The sequence below is a fragment of the Actinomadura sp. 7K507 genome (assembly GCF_004348425.1).
Taxonomy (GTDB): domain Bacteria; phylum Actinomycetota; class Actinomycetes; order Streptosporangiales; family Streptosporangiaceae; genus Spirillospora.
This window is the reverse complement of record NZ_SMKK01000114.1, coordinates 1-19,805: the sequence shown is the minus strand read 5'-3', so window position 1 is coordinate 19,805 and position 19,805 is coordinate 1. Positions and strand designations below refer to the sequence as shown.

Annotated in this window: 18 protein-coding genes; 16 read left to right on the top strand and 2 right to left on the bottom strand. The window is 71.4% G+C overall.

The annotated features are described in order from the left end of the window. Positions 1-15 precede the first annotated feature (15 nt). From E1285_RS24670 to E1285_RS24655, 4 genes are all read left to right on the top strand, one after another. Positions 16-2,955, top strand: a complete 2,940-nt coding sequence (locus E1285_RS24670; protein WP_132156011.1) for a BTAD domain-containing putative transcriptional regulator — start codon at positions 16-18, stop codon at positions 2,953-2,955. 97 nt (positions 2,956-3,052) lie between these two features. Beyond that, complete coding sequence (locus E1285_RS24665) at positions 3,053-3,625, top strand: helix-turn-helix domain-containing protein (RefSeq protein ID WP_132156009.1); 573 nt, start codon at positions 3,053-3,055, stop codon at positions 3,623-3,625. Next, complete coding sequence (locus E1285_RS24660) at positions 3,622-4,365, top strand: SRPBCC domain-containing protein (RefSeq protein WP_132156007.1); 744 nt, start codon at positions 3,622-3,624, stop codon at positions 4,363-4,365. The genes E1285_RS24665 and E1285_RS24660 overlap by 4 nt, the downstream gene beginning before the upstream one ends. Continuing rightward, a complete protein-coding gene (locus tag E1285_RS24655; protein WP_132156005.1) occupies positions 4,362-4,745 on the top strand; it encodes a VOC family protein in 384 nt (127 codons plus the stop codon). The genes E1285_RS24660 and E1285_RS24655 overlap by 4 nt, the downstream gene beginning before the upstream one ends. Before the next feature lie 119 nt (positions 4,746-4,864). Here the strand turns inward: E1285_RS24655 and E1285_RS24650 are convergent, their stop codons facing one another. Then, complete coding sequence (locus E1285_RS24650) at positions 4,865-5,899, bottom strand: NAD(P)-dependent alcohol dehydrogenase (RefSeq protein ID WP_132156003.1); 1,035 nt, start codon at positions 5,897-5,899, stop codon at positions 4,865-4,867. Positions 5,900-5,995: 96 nt separating this feature from the next. Here E1285_RS24650 and E1285_RS24645 point away from each other — a divergent pair, with 96 nt between their 5' ends. The 3 genes from E1285_RS24645 to E1285_RS24635 all read left to right on the top strand — a co-directional run bounded on the left by E1285_RS24645 (position 5,996) and on the right by E1285_RS24635 (position 8,902). After that, positions 5,996-6,583 (top strand): TetR family transcriptional regulator, encoded by a 588-nt coding sequence (locus E1285_RS24645; protein ID WP_132156001.1) that lies wholly within the window; start codon positions 5,996-5,998, stop codon positions 6,581-6,583. Positions 6,584-6,950: 367 nt separating this feature from the next. Further along, the gene (locus tag E1285_RS24640) at positions 6,951-8,192 is read left to right on the top strand and encodes an MFS transporter (RefSeq protein ID WP_279510091.1); all 1,242 of its coding nucleotides are present in this window, start codon (positions 6,951-6,953) and stop codon (positions 8,190-8,192) included. Next, entirely contained in the window at positions 8,189-8,902 is a 714-nt protein-coding gene (locus E1285_RS24635; protein WP_132155997.1) for an SDR family oxidoreductase, read from the top strand. The genes E1285_RS24640 and E1285_RS24635 overlap by 4 nt, the downstream gene beginning before the upstream one ends. Positions 8,903-8,948: 46 nt before the next feature. Here E1285_RS24635 and E1285_RS24630 read toward each other — a convergent pair whose 3' ends face one another. Then, positions 8,949-9,641, bottom strand: a complete 693-nt coding sequence (locus E1285_RS24630; RefSeq protein WP_132155995.1) for a TetR/AcrR family transcriptional regulator — start codon at positions 9,639-9,641, stop codon at positions 8,949-8,951. Positions 9,642-9,760: 119 nt separating this feature from the next. On the opposite strand from E1285_RS24630, the gene E1285_RS24625 reads away from it, so the two are divergent. From E1285_RS24625 to E1285_RS24590, 9 genes are all read left to right on the top strand, one after another. Then, entirely contained in the window at positions 9,761-10,699 is a 939-nt protein-coding gene (locus tag E1285_RS24625; RefSeq protein ID WP_132155993.1) for a 3-carboxyethylcatechol 2,3-dioxygenase, read from the top strand. Then, a complete protein-coding gene (locus E1285_RS24620; protein ID WP_132155991.1) occupies positions 10,696-11,571 on the top strand; it encodes an alpha/beta hydrolase in 876 nt (291 codons plus the stop codon). Before E1285_RS24625 ends, E1285_RS24620 begins: the two co-directional genes overlap by 4 nt. Further along, positions 11,568-12,344, top strand: coding sequence for a fumarylacetoacetate hydrolase family protein (locus tag E1285_RS24615; RefSeq protein WP_132155989.1), 777 nt, complete (start codon positions 11,568-11,570; stop codon positions 12,342-12,344). Before E1285_RS24620 ends, E1285_RS24615 begins: the two co-directional genes overlap by 4 nt. Before the next feature lie 16 nt (positions 12,345-12,360). Further along, positions 12,361-12,822 carry a nuclear transport factor 2 family protein gene (locus E1285_RS24610; protein WP_165966744.1) on the top strand — a complete coding sequence of 154 codons (462 nt, stop codon included), beginning with the start codon at positions 12,361-12,363 and terminating at the stop codon, positions 12,820-12,822. Next, a complete protein-coding gene (locus E1285_RS24605; protein ID WP_165966743.1) occupies positions 12,819-13,544 on the top strand; it encodes an aldolase/citrate lyase family protein in 726 nt (241 codons plus the stop codon). The genes E1285_RS24610 and E1285_RS24605 overlap by 4 nt, the downstream gene beginning before the upstream one ends. After that, positions 13,541-15,178, top strand: coding sequence for a bifunctional 3-(3-hydroxy-phenyl)propionate/3-hydroxycinnamic acid hydroxylase (locus tag E1285_RS46745; protein ID WP_207946791.1), 1,638 nt, complete (start codon positions 13,541-13,543; stop codon positions 15,176-15,178). The genes E1285_RS24605 and E1285_RS46745 overlap by 4 nt, the downstream gene beginning before the upstream one ends. A gap of 39 nt (positions 15,179-15,217) precedes the next feature. Continuing rightward, a complete protein-coding gene (locus E1285_RS46740; protein WP_207946790.1) occupies positions 15,218-16,069 on the top strand; it encodes a fumarylacetoacetate hydrolase family protein in 852 nt (283 codons plus the stop codon). Then, a complete protein-coding gene (locus E1285_RS24595) occupies positions 16,069-17,667 on the top strand; it encodes an FAD-dependent monooxygenase (protein WP_132155982.1) in 1,599 nt (532 codons plus the stop codon). The genes E1285_RS46740 and E1285_RS24595 overlap by 1 nt, the downstream gene beginning before the upstream one ends. An 88-nt stretch (positions 17,668-17,755) precedes the next feature. Next, complete coding sequence (locus E1285_RS24590; RefSeq protein WP_132155980.1) at positions 17,756-19,714, top strand: NAD(P)/FAD-dependent oxidoreductase; 1,959 nt, start codon at positions 17,756-17,758, stop codon at positions 19,712-19,714. Positions 19,715-19,805 lie beyond the last annotated feature (91 nt).

Here is a 19,805-nt window from a genome sequence, read left to right as displayed (position 1 = left end):
ACTTACGATCGGGGCATGCGATTCGGGGTGCTGGGCCCTCTGTCCGTGTGGACCGACACGGGAGACGAGGTCGCCGTCCCCGGCGCCAAGGTGCGCGCCCTGCTGGCCGACCTGCTGGCCCACCACGGGCGTGCGGTGCCGGGGGAGACCCTGATCGAGGACCTCTGGGAGGGACTGCCCCCGGCGCATGCCTCTGGAGCACTCCAGTCGAAAGTGGCGCAGCTCAGGCGGGCCCTGGAGCTGGCCGAGCCCGGAGCCCGCGCGCTGGTGGAGACCGTCCCGCACGGGTACCGCCTGCGGGTCGAAGCGTCCCGGGTGGACGCGGCGGCGTTCGGTGACCTGGTCGCACGCGCGCACTACGCGGAGGCCCTCGACCTGTGGCGCGGCCCCGCCTTCGCCGGGTACGCCGAGGCGCCGTTCGCCCGAGCCGCCGCGGAACGGCTGGAGGAGCAGCGCGTCACCGCGTTCGAAGGGCTCGCCGAGCAGCGCGTCGAACGCGGCGAGCACCGGGCGCTGGCCGACGAGCTCGCGGCGATGCTGGCCGCCCATCCGCGCCGCGAACGGCTGCACGCCGTCCGGATCCGCGCCCTCTACCTGGACGGACGGCAGGCCGAGGCGCTGGCGGCCTACCGCGAGATCAGGGACAGGCTCGCCGAGGAGCTTGGCGTGGATCCCGGCCCGGAGCTGGCGGCGCTCCACCAGGCCGTCCTCCGGCAGGACCCGGCGCTGGCCGGGCCTGGGGAGCCGCCGGCGTCGAACCTTCCCGTCCCGCTCACCGCGCTCGTCGGGCGGGACGAGGCCGTCTCCGACGTCCGGGAGCTGCTGCGCGCGCACCGGCTGGTCACGCTGACGGGTCCGGCCGGGGTGGGCAAGACCCGGCTCGCGCTGGAGGCCGCGCGCACCGACGGGGACGGAGCGTGGCTGATCGAGCTGGCCGGCGTCGACCCCGGCGGGGAGCGCGAGGACGCGACAGGCTTGGCCGACCGTATAGCCGCGGCGCTCGGGGTGCGGGGCGAGTTGGTCCAGGCCCTGCGCGACCGCCGGATGCTGCTCGTCCTGGACACCGTCGAGCACCTCGCCGTACCGGCGTCCAGGCTGGTCATGGCGCTGCTGGGGGCCGCGCCCGGGCTCCGGGTCCTGGCCACCGGTCGGGAGCCGCTGGCTGTGCCGGGCGAACGGATACGGCCGGTGCCGCCCCTGGGCCGGGACGCGGCGGTCCGGCTCTTCAGGGACCGGGTGTCGGACGCCGCGCCCGGCTTCACCGCCGACGACGCGGACATCGCGGCGCTGTGCCTCCGGCTCGACCGGCTGCCGCTGGCGATCGAACTGGCCGCCGCGCGGGTCCGGACCCTCGGCCTGGGGGAGGTGGCGGCGCGGCTCGACGACCGGTTCCGGCTGCTGGGCTCGGGCACCCGCACGCTGCGCGCCGCCTTCGACTGGAGCTGGGACCTGCTGGACGGCCGCGAACGCGCGGTGCTGCGCCGGTTGTCGGTCTGCGCCGGCGGGTTCGACCTCGCCGCGGCGGAGGCGGTCGCCTCGGGTCCGGGGGTGGCGCCGGGAGACGTCGCGGGGACGGTGGCGGCCCTGGCCGACCGCTCCCTCCTGTCCGTCGACTCCCTACTGTCCGCCGACGAGGCCGGGCCGCGGCGGTTCGGGCTGCTGGAGAGCGTCGCCGCGTACGCGCACGAGCGGCTGGACGAGGCGGGTGAGGCGGCCGAGTACGCCGAGCGCCACGCTGGCCACTTCGCGCGGCTCGCGGAGGAGGCCGACCTGCGGCTGCGCGGCCCGGGGCAACGGGAATGGCTGCGCCGCCTGGACGCCGAGACCGCGAACCTGCGTGCCGCGCTCGACCGGGCGCTGGACCGGGGCGACGGAGAGTTCGCGCTGCGGCTGTGCGGGTCGCTCGGCTGGTACTGGTTCCTGCGCGGCCGGTACCGCGAGGCGCACCGCTCGTTCGGCCGGGCCCTCGACGCCGACGCCCCCGCGGGCGGGTCGCGGGCCGGCGCCCTGGTCTGGCGGGCCGCCCTGGAGGCGTGGGAGCGCATGCCGGTCGAACCGGTGGAGCCCACCGGGGACCTGTCCGCGCGCGAGCGCTGGCTCCTGGGGTTCGCCCGAGCCGACGGCGGTGACCTCCCCGCCGCCATCGGCATCGTGAACGAGGCGCTGGAGGACTTCCGCAGGCTCGGCGACCGCTGGGGCACGGCGGCGGCGCTCTCCGTCCTCGGCTGGGAGTCGCTGCGGCTCGGGAACCTCAAGGCCGCGCGCCGTGCCGGGGACGAAGGGCTGGCGCTCTTCCGCGAGGAGGGCGACCGGTGGGGCGAGTCGCGCGTCCTGCAACTGCTCGGCGTGCTCGCGGAGGTGGACGGGGACTACGGCCGTGCGGAACGGCTGCACCTGACGGGCCTGGCCTCGGCCGAGGAACTGCAGCTCTGGCCGCTCGTCGTGGAGGAGATCTCCCAGCTCGGCAGGATCGCCGCGCTGGCCGGGGACTTCGAACGAGCCGACGCCCATTACGAGCGCGCGATGCGGGTGGCGCGCGACCGATCGTTCCACCACGGGGTCGTCCACGCGCGAGTGGGCCTGGGGGCCTCCGCGCGTCGGCAGGGCCGACTCGACAGCGCCGAGGAGCATCTGCGCGCCGCCGAAGTGGCCCACCGCTCGGACGGCTACCGCTCCGGCCTCGCCTATGTCCTCGCGGAGCTCGGTTTCGTCGCGGAACTGCGCGGTGACGCCGCCCTGGCCCGCGCCCGCCACGAGGAGAGCCTGGCCCTGGCCCGCGGCGCCGACGACCCGCGTGCCGTGGCGCTGGCCACCGAGGGGCTCGCCGGCGCGGCGTCCCTGGAGGGCGACGCCGGTGAGGCCGCGCGCCTGCTCGGCGAGGCGTCCGCGATCAGGCCGCTGCCGCCCGCCGAGCGCGCCGACGTCGACAGGATCGCGGCCCGAGCACGCTCCTGACCCCACCCCGGAACGGCGCCGCCGTAGCGGTTGCCGCCTCCGGACGACCTCGCACCGGCCAATTGACAAATGAAATTGTCAATTCTACGGTGGGGAGGTGAGTGAAGCCGCCCCGGAGCCTGCACCGAAGTCGGTCCCGCCTGGTGTGTCGCCGCTGCGGCGCACCTTGCTGGAGCACCTGACGGACCCCGCCTCGGCCAGCGACCTGGCGCGGCGCCTGGACATGCCGAGGCAGAAGGTCAACTACCACCTGCGGGTGCTGGAGCGACTCGGCCTCGTCGAGCAGGTCGACGAGCGGCAGCGGCGCGGCTTCGTGGAGCGCCGCGTCCGCGCGGTCGGCACCGACCGGTTCTCCAGCGCCTACCTGCTCACGGCCGCCTCGCGGCTCGCCGACGACGTGGCCGTCCTGCGCGAGCGGGCCGCCGCCGCGGGCAAGCCGATCCTCACCTTCACCACCGAGGTCGACATCGACTTCGCCTCACCCTCGCAGATGCACGAGTTCACCGAGCGGCTGGCGGATGCGGTCCGGCGGCTGGCCGCCGACTACCACCGGCCCGACGAGGCCCGCGTGCGGCGGCACCGGGTGGTGATCGGCGCGCATCCCGTGATCACCAAGACGCCCGAGCAGGCGGCCGCCGAGGCCGCCGCCCAGCCACGGAGGACTCGATGACGCGTGAGCACCACCACGAGATCGAGATAGACGCCACCGCCGACCAGGTATGGCGGGCCGTCACCGACGGCGACGAACTCACCCGCTGGTACGCCGCCCAGGCCCAGGTCACCCCCGGCGAGGGCGGCACGGTCACGGTCGGCTGGGAGGGCACGCCGGAGGGCGTCAGCCGCATCGACCGGTGGGAGCCCGGCCGCCGCCTGCGCCTGGTCGACCAGCCGTCCGACGACTTCCCGCCGCTCGACGAGCCCACCGTCCAGGAGTGGACGATCGAGGCCCGGGGCGGCAAGACCGTCCTGCGCCTGGTGCACTCGGGCTTCCCCGCCACCGACGACTGGGACGACATCTACGACAGCACCGACCACGGCTGGGACGTCTTCCTGCTCATCCTGCGCCACTACCTGGAACGGCACCGGGGGCAGCCGCGCCGCTCCGCGGTCGCCACCGGCCCCGCGACCGCCTGGGACACCATCCTGACCTCCCACGGCGTCACCGGCGACCGCTACACCACGACCCTGCCCACGGGCGAATCCCTCTCCGGCGAGGTTCTGCTGCACCGCCCCGAAAAGGTCCTGCTCGCCACCGTCGACCAGCTCGACGACGGCCTGGTGTTCATCGCCCTGGAAATGGGCGTCCTCTGGGCCAGCCTCGCCGCCTACGGCCCCGCTCGAAAGCGCCTCGACGGCCTCGACGGCCACTGGCGCTCATGGATGCTCGACGAAAGGACACCGGAGCGATGACCAACCTAGGCATCGTCGGACTCGACCTCACCGTCCCCGACGCCCCACGCCTGCGCGACTTCTACGCCGCCGTCGTCGGCTGGGGCGTCTCGGGCCTGAAGAACGGCGAGAACTACGACGACAACGACGACTACTTCATGACCGGCGCGGACGGCGTCCCCGTCGCGGGAGTCTGCCAGCGCCAGGGCGAGAACGCCGACCTGCCGCCCCAGTGGCTGGCCTACATCGCCGTCGACGACCTGGACGCCAGGGTCGCCAAGTGCGAGGAACTCGGCGGCAGCGTCGTCACGGGCATCAAGGGAGACGGCCCCGGCTCGTACTGCGTCATCAAGGACCCGTCCGGAGCCGTCCTGGCCCTCATGCAGAACCCGGAGCCGTAAACCCAGCCGGCATTGGCGGCCGCCCGTCGGCTGATGGCCCGAGACCACGCCGGTCACCGGATCGACGACCACCAGCCGACCGGCGGCACCCCGCGCACGGCGCCGCCGACGGCCTCCGTCTAGTCCAGGTCGGACATGTCGAGGACGAAGCGGTAGCGGACGTCGTTGCGCCGGAGGCGGTCGAGGGCCTCGTTCACGCGGGTCGAAGGGAGCGTCTCGATGTCGGCGGTGATGCGGTTGTCCGCGCAGAAGGCGAGCATGGCGGCCGTGGCGGGACGGCCGCCGCTTCCCGCGGAGCTGAGCTTCTTGCGCCCTATGAGCAGGTCTGTGGTCTCCACGGTGACGGGTCCGAGGTGCCCAAGGTGGCTGAGCGTGCCGTCCATGGCGACGAGCCGCAGGTACGGGCCAAGGTCGTGCGGCGCGGAGATGGTGTCGATGACGACGTCGAACCGGTCACGGGCCTCGGCCATCTGTTCCGGATCCGTTGAGACGATGGTCGTGCGCGCTCCGAGACGGCGTGCGTCCCCGGCCTTGCCGGGGGAGCGGCTGATGACCGATGTGTCGGCACCCAGCGCCACCGCCAGCTTGACCGCGAGATGGCCCAGGCCGCCCAGCCCCGCCACCGCCACCCGGCTGCCAGGACCTACGCCCAGCGTGTGCAGGGGTTCCCAGACGGTGATCCCGGCGCAGAGCAAGGGAGCGGCGGCGGCCGGGTCCAGGTCGGCGGGGAGGGGGTAGGCGAACCGGTCGCGGACGACGTACTCGCGTGAGTAGCCGCCCAGGGTGGTCGTGCCGTCCTGGCGGTCGGTGCCGCCGTAGGTCAGGGTCGGGAAGGCGCGGCAGAAGTTGTCCTGACCGGCCCGGCACATGGGGCAGTGGCCGCAGGAATCGACGATGTTGCCGACCGCGACGGGGTCGCCGGCGGAAAAGCGGGTGACCGCGGGCCCGGTGTCGGTCACCACCCCGGTGAACTCGTGCCCCGGCACCAGCGGACGTGCCGCGTCGCCGTCGAGGGCGTGCAGATCGGTGTGGCACACGCCGCAGTAATCGACGCGGACGGCAAGGTCGTCGGGACGCAGATCGCGGCGGTTCAGCGGCGTGCGCCGCAGCGTCGCGGTCGGCCCGTCCGCCTGCCAGCCGACAGTGGTTCGCACAGCTCTTCTCCTTAAACAGACTGTTCTGTTTGGTTCACGGTAGGCACGGCTCGCCCGCAAAGCAAACCAACCGTTCTGTTTGGTATCTTCGGGGGCATGGTGGACCAGTCCCTGACCGCGCGCGGAGCGGCGACCTACCAGCGCATCCTCGACGCGGCGACCCAGGAGTTCGCCGAGCGAGGAATCGCCGGAGCGCGCATCGAGCGGATCGTGGCCACCGCACGCACCAACAAGGCGCAGCTCTACGCCTACTTCGGCAACAAGGAGAAGCTCTTCGACGCGGTCTTCTCCGGCTCGCTGGAGCGGATCATGAACGTCGTGCCGATCGACGCCACCGACCTCGCGGACTGGGCCGTCCGCCTCTACGACGAGTACCTGCGGCGCCCGGACCTGATCCGGCTGGCCACCTGGGCTCGCCTGGAGCGCCGGCCGGCCGCTCATCTCGTCGACGACCACGCCCGCGTCGACGACGGCAAGCTGCGCGCCATCGCCGGCGCCCAGGCCGTCGGCCACGTGCGCGAGGGCGACCCGTTCGACGTGATGGCCATGGTCATCGCCATGTCCATGGCCTGGTCGCCCGTCAGCAACGTCTACGCGGCGACCGCCGAGGAACCCCCTGAAGTGCACGGGCAACGCCGCGCCCTGCTCCGCGACTGCGTCCGGCGCGCCGTCATGACGGACTGACCGGCGACGGCTCGCGGCCCCGGGATCTGCTGACCGGTTCCCGACCCGGACAACATCCCCCACGGGTGACTTCCGGGTGAACTCCACCCTATTGACGCTGGCTGTGGCCTTCGTTACGGTTCCAGAACCGTCATTCTAGACGGACGATTCTAGAGCCTGCCTCGGGTAACCCTGGTGACGCTCGATCGCAATCGAGGAGGAGATGGGGACATGGCAGCGGTAGGGGTGTTCGAGACCCTGAAGACCCGGAAGATGTCGCCGATGCAGTGGCGGACGGTGGCCATCGGCCTGCTCCTGGTCGTGTTGGACGGCTACGACATCGCACTGACCTCGTTCTCGTCGCCGTACATCGCCGACGACTTTCGGAATCTCGTCCAAGGAGCTCGGCCTGGCGATGTCGGGCGCGCTCGTCGGCCTGTTCATCGGAGCGGTCGGGCTGGCACCGCTGGGCGACAGGATCGGCCGCCGGGCCACGGCCCTTCTCGGGTCCTACATCGTGGCGGCCGGCATGACGGTCTCCACCTTCGCCGGGGACCTGGGCACCCTGACCGCCGGCCGAATCCTGACCGGCGCGGGGATCGGCACCCTCATCGCCGTCGTGGCCGTCATCTTCTCCGAGTACACCAACGCACGCGTCTACCCGATCGTCATGACCGGGTACGCCGCCGGCATCCCCATCGGGACGGTCGTCGGCTCGTCCTTCGTCGGGCCCGTGCTGGACGAGCAGGGGTGGCGCTTCGCCTTCGGCCTGGGCCTCGGAGGCGCGATCCTCGGCATCGTCCTAGTCCATCTGATGGTGCCCGAGTCGCTGGCCTACATCGCCTCGTCCCGGAAGGCCGGCGCGCTGGAGCGCTTCAACAAGCTCCTCGGGCGGATGGGTCTCGAGCCTGTGAGCGCCCTCCCGGAGAGCGAGAACCTCACCCAGAAGAGGGCGCCGTTCTCCGAGGTCCTCCGGGGAAGGCTCCTGCGCAACACCCTGATGGCGAGCTTGGCCTACTTCCTGTTCATGGTGAGCTTCTACTTCACGACGAACTGGGCCGCCAAGTACATGGCGGACGTCACGGGCGATCGCTCGGTGGCCGCGCAGACCATGTCGTGGTACGGCATCGGCGGCGTGATCGGGGTCGCGCTCTTCGGTGTCGTCATCGCGCGGCGCAACATCTACCGGATGACCGCGGTCGTTATCGTCCTGGGCGCGGGCTGCCTCGCCTTCTTCGGCCATGCGGCGACCGTCCAGATGGTTCCCTTCCTCGTCATCGCCGTCACCTCGTTCTTTCTGAGCGCCGCGACGACGGGCTTCTACGCGGCGGTGCCCCTGCTCTACCCGGAGAAGGTCCGCTCGACCGGCTTCGGGCTGGTCATGGGGGTCGGGCGCATCGGCGGCATCAGCGCTCCGACGCTCGGCGGCGCGTTCTTCGACGCCGGGGTGGCGCCGCGCCTGACCTTCGCGGTGTTCGCGCTCCCGCTCCTGCTCTCGGCGATCGGGCTGCTGTACCTGTACGCCCACGTGCGCCGCGGCGACCGCGCCGACCGCGCCGAGCAGGCGGGCTCCGGCGCTGCGGACCGCCCAGGCGCGCACGGTGTCCTGACCAAGGAAGGATCCAAGTGACCGAGGAGAACAAGACCGCACTGGTGATCGCCGCGAGCAGCGGGATCGGCGCGGCGACGGCCCGTGAGCTCGCGGCGCGCGGCCATCGCGTCATGGTGATGGCCCGCGGCGAGGCGGTGGACGACCTCGCCCGCGAGATCGGCGGCCTGGCGGTGCGCGGGGACTACACCGCGCCGGGGACGATCGAGTCGGCGGTGGAGCGCGCGGCCGGCGAGTGGGGACGTCTCGACGTCGTCGTGAACAGCGCCGGGCACGGGCCTAAGGGCACCCTCGAAGAGCTCACGGACGAGCAGCTGGCCCTCGGCTTCCAGCTGTACTTCTACAACGTCGTGCGGTCCTGCAGGGCGGCGCTGCCGGTCATGCGGTCCCAGGGAGGCGGCGCGATCGTCAACGTCTCCAGCGCCGCCCCCACCGAGCCTTCGCCGCGCTTCCCGACGTCCATGGTGGCGCGGGCCGCGATGACGACCTGGGTCAAGCTGTGGTCGGCCGAGGTGGCGGCCGACGGCATCAGGGTCAACAACGTGCTCCCCGGGTACACGGTCGCCGACCCGGCGGCGGTCCCGGACGAGTGGGTGGCGAACATCCCGATGCGCCGCCCGGCCGCGTTCGCCGAGGTCGCCCGCACGGTGGGGTTCCTCGCCTCGGAGCACGCCACCTACATCACGGGCCAGAACGTGCGCGTGGACGGAGGCGCGACCCGCAGCGTCTGACCGCACCCGCGGCCTGCGCCCTTTCCGGCGCCCTTTCCGGCGGCCGTCAGCCGGCGCCGGCGGAGACGGAGTTCTGCTCGCCGGAGACGGACTTGTGCTCGTGCGCGAGTTTCACGTACCGGTCGACGAGCCCTTCGAGTGCCTGGGCGGCGAGATCGGCGTACTCGGCGAAGTCGATGCGGATCCCCGAGTTGGCGTGGACGTAGAAGCCGTCGGTAAGGGCGAGGCTGAGGACGGCCAGCTTCTCCGGCAATTCGGGAAACGCCTCGACCACGTCCTGCGACAGCGAGTCGGCAAGATGCCTGACATTGATCTCGAACATCTTGCTGCGGATCCGCACATAGGTGCGCCGCACCTCGCTGTTCTCGCCGAGGCCGCCGAGATGTTTGTCCAGCGCCAGGATCATCGCGACTTTCAGCAGGGCCTCCTCCCGCGAGTAACCACCGGGGTCTTCGCGGACCGGACCGGCGATGCCGCGGGTCACCTTGTCGCGGACGGCGATGGGGCCGGCATGGATCTTCAGCCATTCGGCGTAGCTGTGCTCCAGCAATTCGACGAAGAGCTGTTCCTTGTTCTTGAAGTGCCAGTAGACCGAGCCGATGGGCAGGCCCGACTCGGCGCTGACGTCGGCCATCGTCGTGCCCTCGTAGCCGCGTTCCACGGCGAGGTGCAGGGCCGCCTGGAGGATCTGCTCCTTGGAGTTCTCTGACCTCGCCCGCCGTGAAGTGCCTCGAGTCATGGGCGAAGTCTACGCGAGCCGGAGCCTGGGACCGGGCCCGGGGACGGCGGGCTTGCGCGGAGTCACCGGCTGCTAGTATCGTCATTCTGGAATCAACATTCTAGTGAAGGTGAGGCCCCATGCGCTTCGCGCTGGCGGCGGTGAGCCACGCTCCGACGCTGGGCCGGGTCGATCCCGGCGGGACGATCTACGAAGAGATCCTCGCGGCGATCGGACGCGTCCAGGAATTCGTCACCGAATTCGACCCCGAGATCGTGGTCTCGTTCGGCCCCGACCATTTCAACGGGGTCCTGTACGAGATGATGCCGTCGTTCTGCATCGGCGCGCAGGCGGAGGGCATCGGCGACTGGGGTACGGCGAAAGGCCCCCTTCCCGTTGATTCGGAGACCGCGCGCCGGCTGCATGCGGGCGTCCTGGCCCAGGGAATCGACGTGGCGCGCTCGGAAATGCTGAAGGTCGACCACGGAATGCTCCAGACGATGGAGTTCATCTTCGGCAAGGGATTCACCAAGCCCTTCGTGCCCGTCTTCGTGAACTGCGTGGGCCTGCCGCTCGGCCCGATGCGGCGGATGCGCCTCTTCGGCGAGGCGATGGGCGCGACGGCGAAGGAGTTCGGCAAGCGAGTGCTCTTCCTCGCCTCCGGCGGCCTATCGCACGACCCTCCGATCCCGGTGTTCGACACCGCACCCGCCCCGGTGCGGGCGCGGCTGACCAGCGCCGTCATCACGCCCGAGCAGCGCGCCGAGCGCGAAGCCATGATCATGAAGGCGGCGCACGCGCACGCCCGCGGCGAGGGCGGCTCCAAGCCGGTCAACGATGCCTTCGACCGCGAACTCCTGCGCGTCCTGGCGTCCGGTGACCTGAGCCAAGCCGACGCGTGGCAGAACGACTGGGTCACGCGCGAGGGCGGGTCCGGGGCGCAAGAGGTGCGCACCTGGCTGGCCGCGTTCTCCTCGCTGTCGGCACTCGGCGGGTACTCGGTGGTGGACGAGGGCTACTGGCCCTCCGTCCCCTGGGGCGCCGGCTTCGGCGTGGTGACGGCGAGGTCGGCCGCATGACGATCCGCAGCGTGCACCACCGGACACTGTGGTCGCAGATCGCCGACCTGCCGCACGTCCTGGAGTTCCCGGAGATCGCGGGGACCCGCACCCGGGTGCTCCGCATGGGATCCGGCACCCGGACCGTCCTCATGCTCGCCGGGACGAGCGGGCACATCGAGGCGTTCACGCACAACCTGCGCGCGCTCAGCGAGCACTACCAGATCATCGCCTACGACTACCCGGGTCACGGCTACTCGACCCTGGCCAGGGGCAGGCTCGAGATCGCCGACTACGTCGAGCACCTGCTCGCGCTCATGGACCACTACGACCTGGACCGGCCCCACCTGTGCGGCGAGTCCCTCGGCGGCTGGATCGCCCTGAAGGTGGCGCAGCAGTGCCCCGAGCGCTTCGCCTCCCTGATCCTGAGCGCGCCCGGCGGGCGGATGATCCCGGCCGACCGGATGCAGCGAGCCCAGAGCGTGTCGCGCCAGTCGGTGCAGGACCCGTCCTGGGAGAACATCCGGGCACGCCTCAACGTCGTCATCCACGACGTGGAGGCGATCAGCGACGAGCTCATCGCAGTGCGCCAGGCCATCTACGCCCAGCCGGGGTTCCTGGACTCGATGAACGCGATCCTCGCCCTCCAGGACCCCGAGACCAGGCGGCGCAACAGCGTCACGGACACCGACTACGAGAACCAGCCGTTGCCGGCCCTGCTGATCTGGACCGATCACGAGCCTTCCGGCGACCCCGAGGTGGGGCGGGCGCTGGCCGACAAGATGCCGCACGGCCGGTTCGAGCTCGTGGAGGGGGCCGCCCACTGGCCGCAGTGGGAGGAGCCCGAACGGTTCAACGAGGCGGTCCTCCGATTCCTCCGGGAACAGCCGTGAGCGACGTACTAGAGAAGGTGACCGACCTCCTCTGGGAGGCGAACCTCAACCGGACCCGGATGCCGTTCGTCCGCGAGTTCATCGCCGACGACGACGTCGGCTCGGCGTACGAGATCCAGCGCCGGATCGTCCAGCGCAAGATCGCGTCGGGACGCAGGCGCGTCGGACGCAAGGTCGGCCTGACCAACCCGCGGGTCCAGGCCAGGGCGGGCGTGGACGAGCCCGACTACGGAACGATCATGGACGACATGGTCTTCCGCGACGGAGTCGTGTTCGCTCCCGGGGACTACGTCAAGCCGAAGATCGAGGCCGAGGTCGCCTTCGTCCTGAAGAAGGACCTGCACGCCTGGTCCATCCCCGCGATCGAGGACGCGATCGACTACATCGCACCGGCGTTCGAGCTGGTCGACTGCCACTACGAGAACTACGGCATGAAGATCGTCGACACCATCGCCGACAACGCCGCGTGCGCCGGGGTCATCCTGGGCGCCAGGCAGCCCTACGGGAAGGTGGACCTCCGCGAGGTCCGCCTGTCCCTCACCCGCGACGGCGAGGAGATCACCTCCGGGGTCGGCGGCAACGTCATGGACGGCCCGGTCAACGCCATCGCCTGGCTCGCCCGCACCGCCTGCGAGCAGGACGTCCCGCTGCGGGCGGGCGAGCTCCTGCTGACCGGCTCGATCGGTCTGATCATGGACTTCGATTTCGGGCCGCTCTACCGGGCCGACATCACCGGCGTCGGGTCGGTGACCGCACGCTTCGCCGAGGAGTGAACCGATGAGTGAACCGATGAGTGAACCGACCGCGAAGGTCAGCACCGAGGACCGCCTGGCCGTGATGGCGCTGCTCTCCGAGCACGCCTTCCGCAACGACCACGGCCAGGCCGACACCCTCTGGGAGCTGTTCACCGAGAACTGCCGCTCCGAAGGGCCCATGGGCACCATGGTCGGGCGCGAGGCCATCAGGCAGTGGGGCGTCAAGCGGCTGAGCAACCCCAGCAAGGTCCGTCACGTGCTCGGCAACGTCCGCGTGTTCTGGAACGACGGCCGCCTGTGCTCGACGTCCTACTACGTGGCGTTCCGCGACACGCACGCCAACGCGGCGACCCCCGCGAGCGTGGGGGAGTACCACGACACCTTCGACAACGCCGACGGCGAGTGGCTGATCGCCGCGCGCCGTGTCGTGCCGGTGTTCACCAACGCCGACGCCCCGAGGCCGGCGGTCTCGGCCTCCCCGGACGAGGGCAAGTGAACGCTCCCGCGTTCCTGCACCTCGGCGTCGGGTCCCAGCTGATCGCCGAGCACGCGGTGGCCGCCGGGTTCACCGGTGTCGTCGTGGACATGCAGCACGGCGAGCACGATCTCGGTTCGGCGACCCGGATCATCCGTTCGGTGCCCGGCTCGCTGACCCGCACGCTGGTCCGGGTGCCGAGCATCGACCCGGGCGTCATCGGGTCCGTCCTCGACGCGGGAGCGGGCGGGATCATCGCCCCCTGCGTGGAGAGCGCCGAGCAGGCCCGCGCCGTGGTGGCCGCGGCGAAGTTCGCGCCGGCCGGCGCGCGGAGCCTCGGCCCGCAGCGACCCGGGCTGTACGAGGGACCGGACCTGTGCGCCTCCGCGAACGGGGCCGTGCGCGCCTACGTCCAGATCGAGTCGGCCCTGGGGGTCGAGCGGCGGCGCGACATCCTCACCGTGCCGGGCTTGGACGGCGTGTACGTCGGCCCCGCGGACCTGGCCCTGACGATGGGGCAGCCTCCCCGCATGGACTGGGAGGACGGCCCGGTCAGGGAGGCGATCGACGCCGTCCTCGCCACCGCCCGTGAGGCCGGCGTCAGCACCGGCATCTTCTGCCTCTCGGGCGAGTACGCCCGCGACATGGCGGCCTCCGGGCGGGCCGACTTCGTCGGTCTCGGCACCGACCTGGGCCTCCTGGCCCGCGCAACCCGGCATCTGATCGGAAGTTATCGAGCATGAGTGTCACCGACCCCCAGGTCATCGTCGTCGGGGCCGGCCCCACGGGGCTGATGCTGGCCAACCTCCTCGGGCGTTCCGGCGTGCGTACGCTGATCATCGAACAGTTGCACGACCTCATCGACTACCCGCGCGCGATCGGCATCGACGACGAGGCGCTGCGGTCGATGCAGGCGATCGACCTCGTCGAGCGGATCCTGCCGCACACCGTCCCGCAGCACATGGTGCGGGCGGTCAACGCCCGGGGCCGGATCATCGCCGAGATCGCCCCCCGGACCGACGAGTTCGGCTGGTCGCGCCGCAACGGCTTCATCCAGCCGCTCGTCGACCGCGAGCTGCTCGCCGGTCTCGGCCGCTTCCCGCACGTGCAGGTGCGGTTCGGACAGGAGCTCGTCAAGATCGAGGAGACCGCCGGGCACGTCACGTGCACCGTCAAGGACGTCGACAGCGGCGAGACCGGCCAGGTCACGGCCGAGTACATGGTCGGCGCCGAGGGCGGCCGCTCGTTCACGCGGGAATGGCTGGGCGCCGACTTCGAGGGCGTCACGCTGCCCGACCGCTGCCTGGTCATCGACGTCGCGGACGACCCGCTCGGCACCCCCAACGCGATCTTCGGGGCCGACCCCGCCCGCAGCTGGGCGACCTTCGGGCTGCCGCACGGCATCCGCCGGTGGGAGTTCATGCTCGACGACGACGAGGACAACGAACTGGCCGAGTCGGACGCCTTCGTCCGCCGCCTGCTCGCCGACCACGTGAGCACGCCCGAACGGCTCAACATCATCCGCCGCCGGGTCTACACCCACAACGCGCGGATCGCCTCGGTCTTCCGCCGCGACCGCGTCTTCATCGCCGGGGACGCCGCGCACGTCATGCCCGTGAACGCCGGTCAGGGCTGGAACTCCTGCATCCGGGACGCGGTGAACCTCGGCTGGAAGCTCGCCGCGGTGCTGGACGGCACGTCGTCGGAAGCGCTGCTCGACACCTACGAGGTCGAGCGCCGCGACCACGTGCGCGGCATGGTGGAGCTCTCGGTCGGTATGGGCAAGGCGTTCGCCTCCCGCGGCCGGCTGCGTGAGGTCGCCCGCACCCTCGTCGGAACCGCGGTCGAGTACGTCCCGCCGGTCAGGCGCTACGTCGCGTCGATGCGTTTCAAGCCGATGCCGACCTTCACGCGCGGCGCCATCGTGACGACCGAGGTCCGCGCGTCCAGGTCGGTCATCCCGGTACACGGCGAGAACCGTTCGGCCGGGAGGCTGTTCATCCAGCCGAAGGTCGCGGCTCCCGACGGGGCCGTGAAGCTGCTGGACGACGTCATCGGCCCCCGGTGGGCGGTGCTGGCCTGGAACAACGGCCCGCACCGGATCCTGTCGGAGAAGTCCGCCGAGGCGCTGGGGCGTATCGGGGCGGTCCTCGTCCAGGTGGTGCCCGAGGTGCAGCGCGACTGGGCGGCCGCCGACGCCCCCGACGGCGTCATGGTCATCGGCGACGCCTTGGGCCAGGTCAAGAAGTGGTTCGACGACAAGCCGTCCTCGGTCCTCTTCCTGCGCCCGGACCGCGTGATCGCGGCCGAGTGCATGGCCGTCGAGGCCGACCAGACCACCGAGAAGCTGCTCGACGCCATCTCCTACCTCGCCTGACGCGGCCCGCCGCACGTCCTCCCAGCGAAGGGAACGCACATGTACCACGCCAGCTTCACCGCCCCCGACGGATCGCCCACCTGGGGCGTGGTCGTGGACGGGACCGCCTACGACCTCGGCCCGTCCGGGCTCGGCCTGGCGGCCGGCCTGCGCGACGCCGTGGTCTCGGGCGTCTTCGGCCAGGTCGGGGACCGCTACCTGGACGCTCCGTCCCGCCCCGAGGCCGAGAGCGGGTTCCTGCCCGCGATCACCGACCCGGGCAAGATCATCTGCATCGGTGTCAACTACCGCGACCACCAGAAGGAGACGGGACGCACCGAGCAGAAGGCCCCGACGGTCTTCACCCGCTTCGCCGACACCCAGATCGGCCACCTGCGTCCCGCGCGCATGCCCGCGTCCACCGCGCAGTTCGACTACGAGGGCGAGCTCGCGCTGGTGATCGGCAAGGACGCCTTCCACGTCAGCGAGGAAGACGCGTGGGACCACATCGCCGGCTACGGCGCCTACAACGACTTCACGGCCCGTGACTGGCAGCGAGCCACCAGCCAGTGGATCCCGGGCAAGAACTTCCCGGGGACGGGCGCGTTCGGTCCCTACCTCGTGCCCGCGGCGGACCTCGGGAACGTCGACGAGCTCGTCCTGGAGACAAGGGTCAACGGGGACGTGCGGCAGAAGGCGTCCGTCGGCGACCTGTACTTCGGCATCCCCGAGCTGATCGCGCACGTCACGGGCTTCACCCGGCTGGCGCCCGGCGATGTGATCGTCACGGGCACGCCGGGCGGAGTGGGCATGTTCACCGAACCGCAGGGCCTGCTGTCGGACGGCGACGTCGTGGAGGTGGAGATCACCGGGCTGGGAATCCTGCGCAACACCGTCCAGCGCGAACGCTGATGGAACCCGTCATCGACACCGACGTGCTGGTCGTCGGGGCGGGGCCGACCGGGCTCACCGCCGCCGTCCTCCTCGCCGACCACGGCGTCCGCGTCCTGGTGGTGGAGAAGAACCAGGGGACCGGCGATGAGCCGCGCGCCATCAGCGTCACGGACGAGACGCTCCGGGTGATGCAGGGGATCGGCGTCTTGGGCCGCCTCGCCCCGGAGATGCTGATGGACACCGGCGCGCGCTACTTCGGCCGCCGAGGGCGGCTGCTCGCCGAGGTGCACCCGGCGAGTTCACGCCTCGGCCAGCCGGCGAAGTCCCAGTTCGACCAGCCGGTGATGGAGGAGTCGCTGCTCGGCGCCGCCCGGGACCGCGACCGTGTCCGGCTCTGCTTCGAGGCGGAGGCGGTCTCCGCCCGCGACCTCGGCGACCGCGTGGAGACGACGGTCCGGGGGCCCTGGGGCGAGACCGCCGTACACGCCCGGTGGGTCATCGCTTGCGACGGCGGCCGCAGCCCCATCAGGCACCGGTCCGGCATCCCGATGGAGGGCTCCACACAGGTCGAGGAGTGGATCGTCGTCGATCTCCTCAACACCGGCGAGCACGAGAAGTTCGCCGAGTTCCACTGCAACGGCGTCAGGCCCGCCGTGGTCGTCCCGGGAGCAGGGGGGCGCTGCCGGTTCGAGTTCATGCTCCTGTCCGGCGAGACGGCCGAGCGGATGACCACCCCGGACATGGTGGCGACGCTCACCGAGCCGTACCTGCACCGTCGCGTCGCCCCCGGCGACATCCGGCGGGCGCGGGTCTACGTTGCGCACCAGCGCGTCGCGCGGGACTATCGGCGTGGTCGCGTCCTGCTCGCCGGGGACGCCGCGCACATGATGCCTCCGTTCGCCGGGCAGGGCCTGAACGCCGGGATCCGCGACGCCGCCAACCTCGCGTGGAAGGTGGCCGCCGCCGTCCAGGGCACCGGGACGGACGCGCTGGTCGGCACGTACGAGACCGAACGGCGGCCGCACGCCGTGCAGATGGTCGAGATCTCCCGGCGCATCGGGCTGATCGTCATGAGCACCGATCCGAAGATCACCGTGGCGCGCGATCTGCTGCTGCGCGGCACCGGCCTGGTGCCCCCGCTGAAGCGCTGGATCACGGGCATGAGGTTCCTCAAGCAACCGCATTTCGCGCGCGGCTGCGTCGCCCCCGCCCCGGGCGGCCTTCCCCGGGCGGTCACGGACCTCGTCGGCCGCTCCCTCCCCCAGCCGACGGTGCGCCTGCCCGAGGGCGGCACCGCACCGCTGGACACGGTGCTCGGCCCGGAGTGGAACGCCCTGCGGTTCGGTGCCGGACCGGGCGCCGGGGTGGAGATCATCCGCCTCGGCGCGGAACCCGGCGCCCCGGACGCCCCGGTCGTCGTCACCGACGAGTCCGGCGCCTTCGCCGGTCCGGGTGCCGAGCCGGTGACGCTCCTCGTCCGGCCCGACCGGTACGTGGCCGCCGCGGCACCGGCCGGCCGGGAGCCCGAGACGTTCGCGGAGCTCGCGCACCTCGTCCCCTGGCTCCCCGAAGCATGGCGGCGGCAGGACCACGACCGGCCCGCGCTCTCGAGCTGAAACCGCCCGGGGCGCCGGCCTCGCTCGCCGGCTCTCGTTCCCCGGCTTTCATTCCTCGGCTTTCTCTCACCCACCGAAGGACTTCACCATGGACCAGGACGCCGCTGACCGAGCCACCGCCCCTTCGCCCGACGACGCCGAGTGGAGCGACGAGAGGCTCCGGAACGCGGTCGCGACCGCGGACCTTCCCGCCCTCCTCGCCGCGCTGGCCCAGATCCTGGACGACGACGCCTTCATCGACCCCGCCCTGCGGCCCGACTCGGTGATCCCGCCCGCCGGTGCCCTCTACCAGGGCGGACTGGACGAGGAGCGGCAGCGGCGAGCGCGCGGACTCTGCCTCGACGGACTGCGCCGCCTCCGCGACTCCGGAGTCGCGGCCGCGCCCGAGCCGACACCGGCCCGGCTGAGCAGGCTCCTGGACTTCATCGCCCACGGCGCGGACGAGTCCTACCTTCCCCTCCTCGCGCACGAGCTCGACCTCCCCCGCGACGGTGCGGCTCCCGCGTGGAAGCTGAAGGACCTCGACCCCGAGCGGGACTTCCGCGTCGCCGTCATCGGCGCGGGCCTGTCCGGGCTCGTCGCCGCCCACCGGCTCAAGCAGGCCGGAGTGGACGTCGTGGTCTTCGACAAGAACCCCGACGTCGGCGGGACCTGGTACGAGAACACCTATCCCGGATGCCGCCTCGACACCCACAACTACGCCTACAGCTACTCGTTCGCGCAGAAGCCGGACTGGCCGTGCTACTTCTCCAGCCGCGAGTCCATCCAGGACTACTTCGTGAAGTTCGCCGAGGACGCCGGCCTGGCCCCGCACCTGCGGCTCTCGACCCACATCGTCGCCCTCGACTTCCAGGAGCCGGCCGCGAACTGGAATGTGCGCCACCGCGCGGCCGACGGAACCGAGACCACCGAGGTCTTCGACGCCGTCGTCAGCGCGGTCGGGCAGCTCAACCAGCCCCTGGTCCCGGAGTTCCCGGGCCGGGAACGGTTCCAGGGGGAGACCTGGCACACCGCACGCTGGCGTCACGACGTCGACCTGACCGGGCTGCGGGTGGGGGTCGTCGGCACCGGCGCATCGGGCTTCCAGGTCGTCCCGGCGATCGCCGAACAGGTCGAGCACCTGACCGTCTTCCAGCGCAACCCCCCGTGGACGCTGCCGACCCCCCGCTACATGGACGAGATCGAGGAAGAACTCCTCTGGCTCTTCCGCAACGTGCCGTACTACGCGCGCTGGTACCGGTTCCTGCAGTTCTGGACGTCGGTCGAGGGCCGCCGCCGCTTCGTCGAGGTCGACCCCGACTGGACCAAGGAGGGCTCGGTCTCCGAGGCGAACGAGGTCCTGCGGGTGGCCCTGACCGACCACCTCACCGCGCAGTTCGCCGACCGCCCGGACCTGCTTCCCCACGTGGTCCCGGCGTACCCGCCCGGCGCCAAGCGGCTGCTGCGCGACAACGGGAGCTGGGCGCGAACCCTCAAGCGCGACGACGTCGCTCTCGTGACGGACCGGATCAGCGAGTTCACCGAGGACGGGATCCGCACCGCGGACGGCGCCCTGCACGAACTCGACGCCGTCATCTACAGCACCGGGTTCACGGCGTCGGAGTTCCTGTCGACGATGCGGGTCACCGGCACCGGGAAGCGGGACCTCCACGAGTTCTGGGACGGCGACGCACGGGCCTACCTGGGCATCACCGTCCCGCACTTCCCCAACCTGTTCTGCGTGTACGGCCCCAACACCAACTTGGTCGTCAACGGAAGCACCGTCCTGTTCACGGAACTCGCCGTCGAGTACATCGTCAAAGCCGTCGAGAGCCTGGTCCGCGACGGCGACGCCGCACTCGACTGCCGCGAGGACGCCTACCTCGGCTACAACGACGCCGTCGACGCCGAGAACAAGCGGATGGCCTGGGGTGCGGCCGAGGTCAGCAGCTGGTACAAGAACAGCAAGGGCCGTGTGTCGCAGTGCTGGCCGTTCCCGCTGCTGGACTACTGGACCTCTACCCGCACCCTCACCCCCGAGGCATACCGCCGAATCCCGCGCACCTGACCCGTCCTGGAGCGAGGTGGGAGGGTCGAGCTGCGCCAGTTTGTGTACGTCCTCATGAACGTATAGATACATATGTTCATTTGAAGTGGGT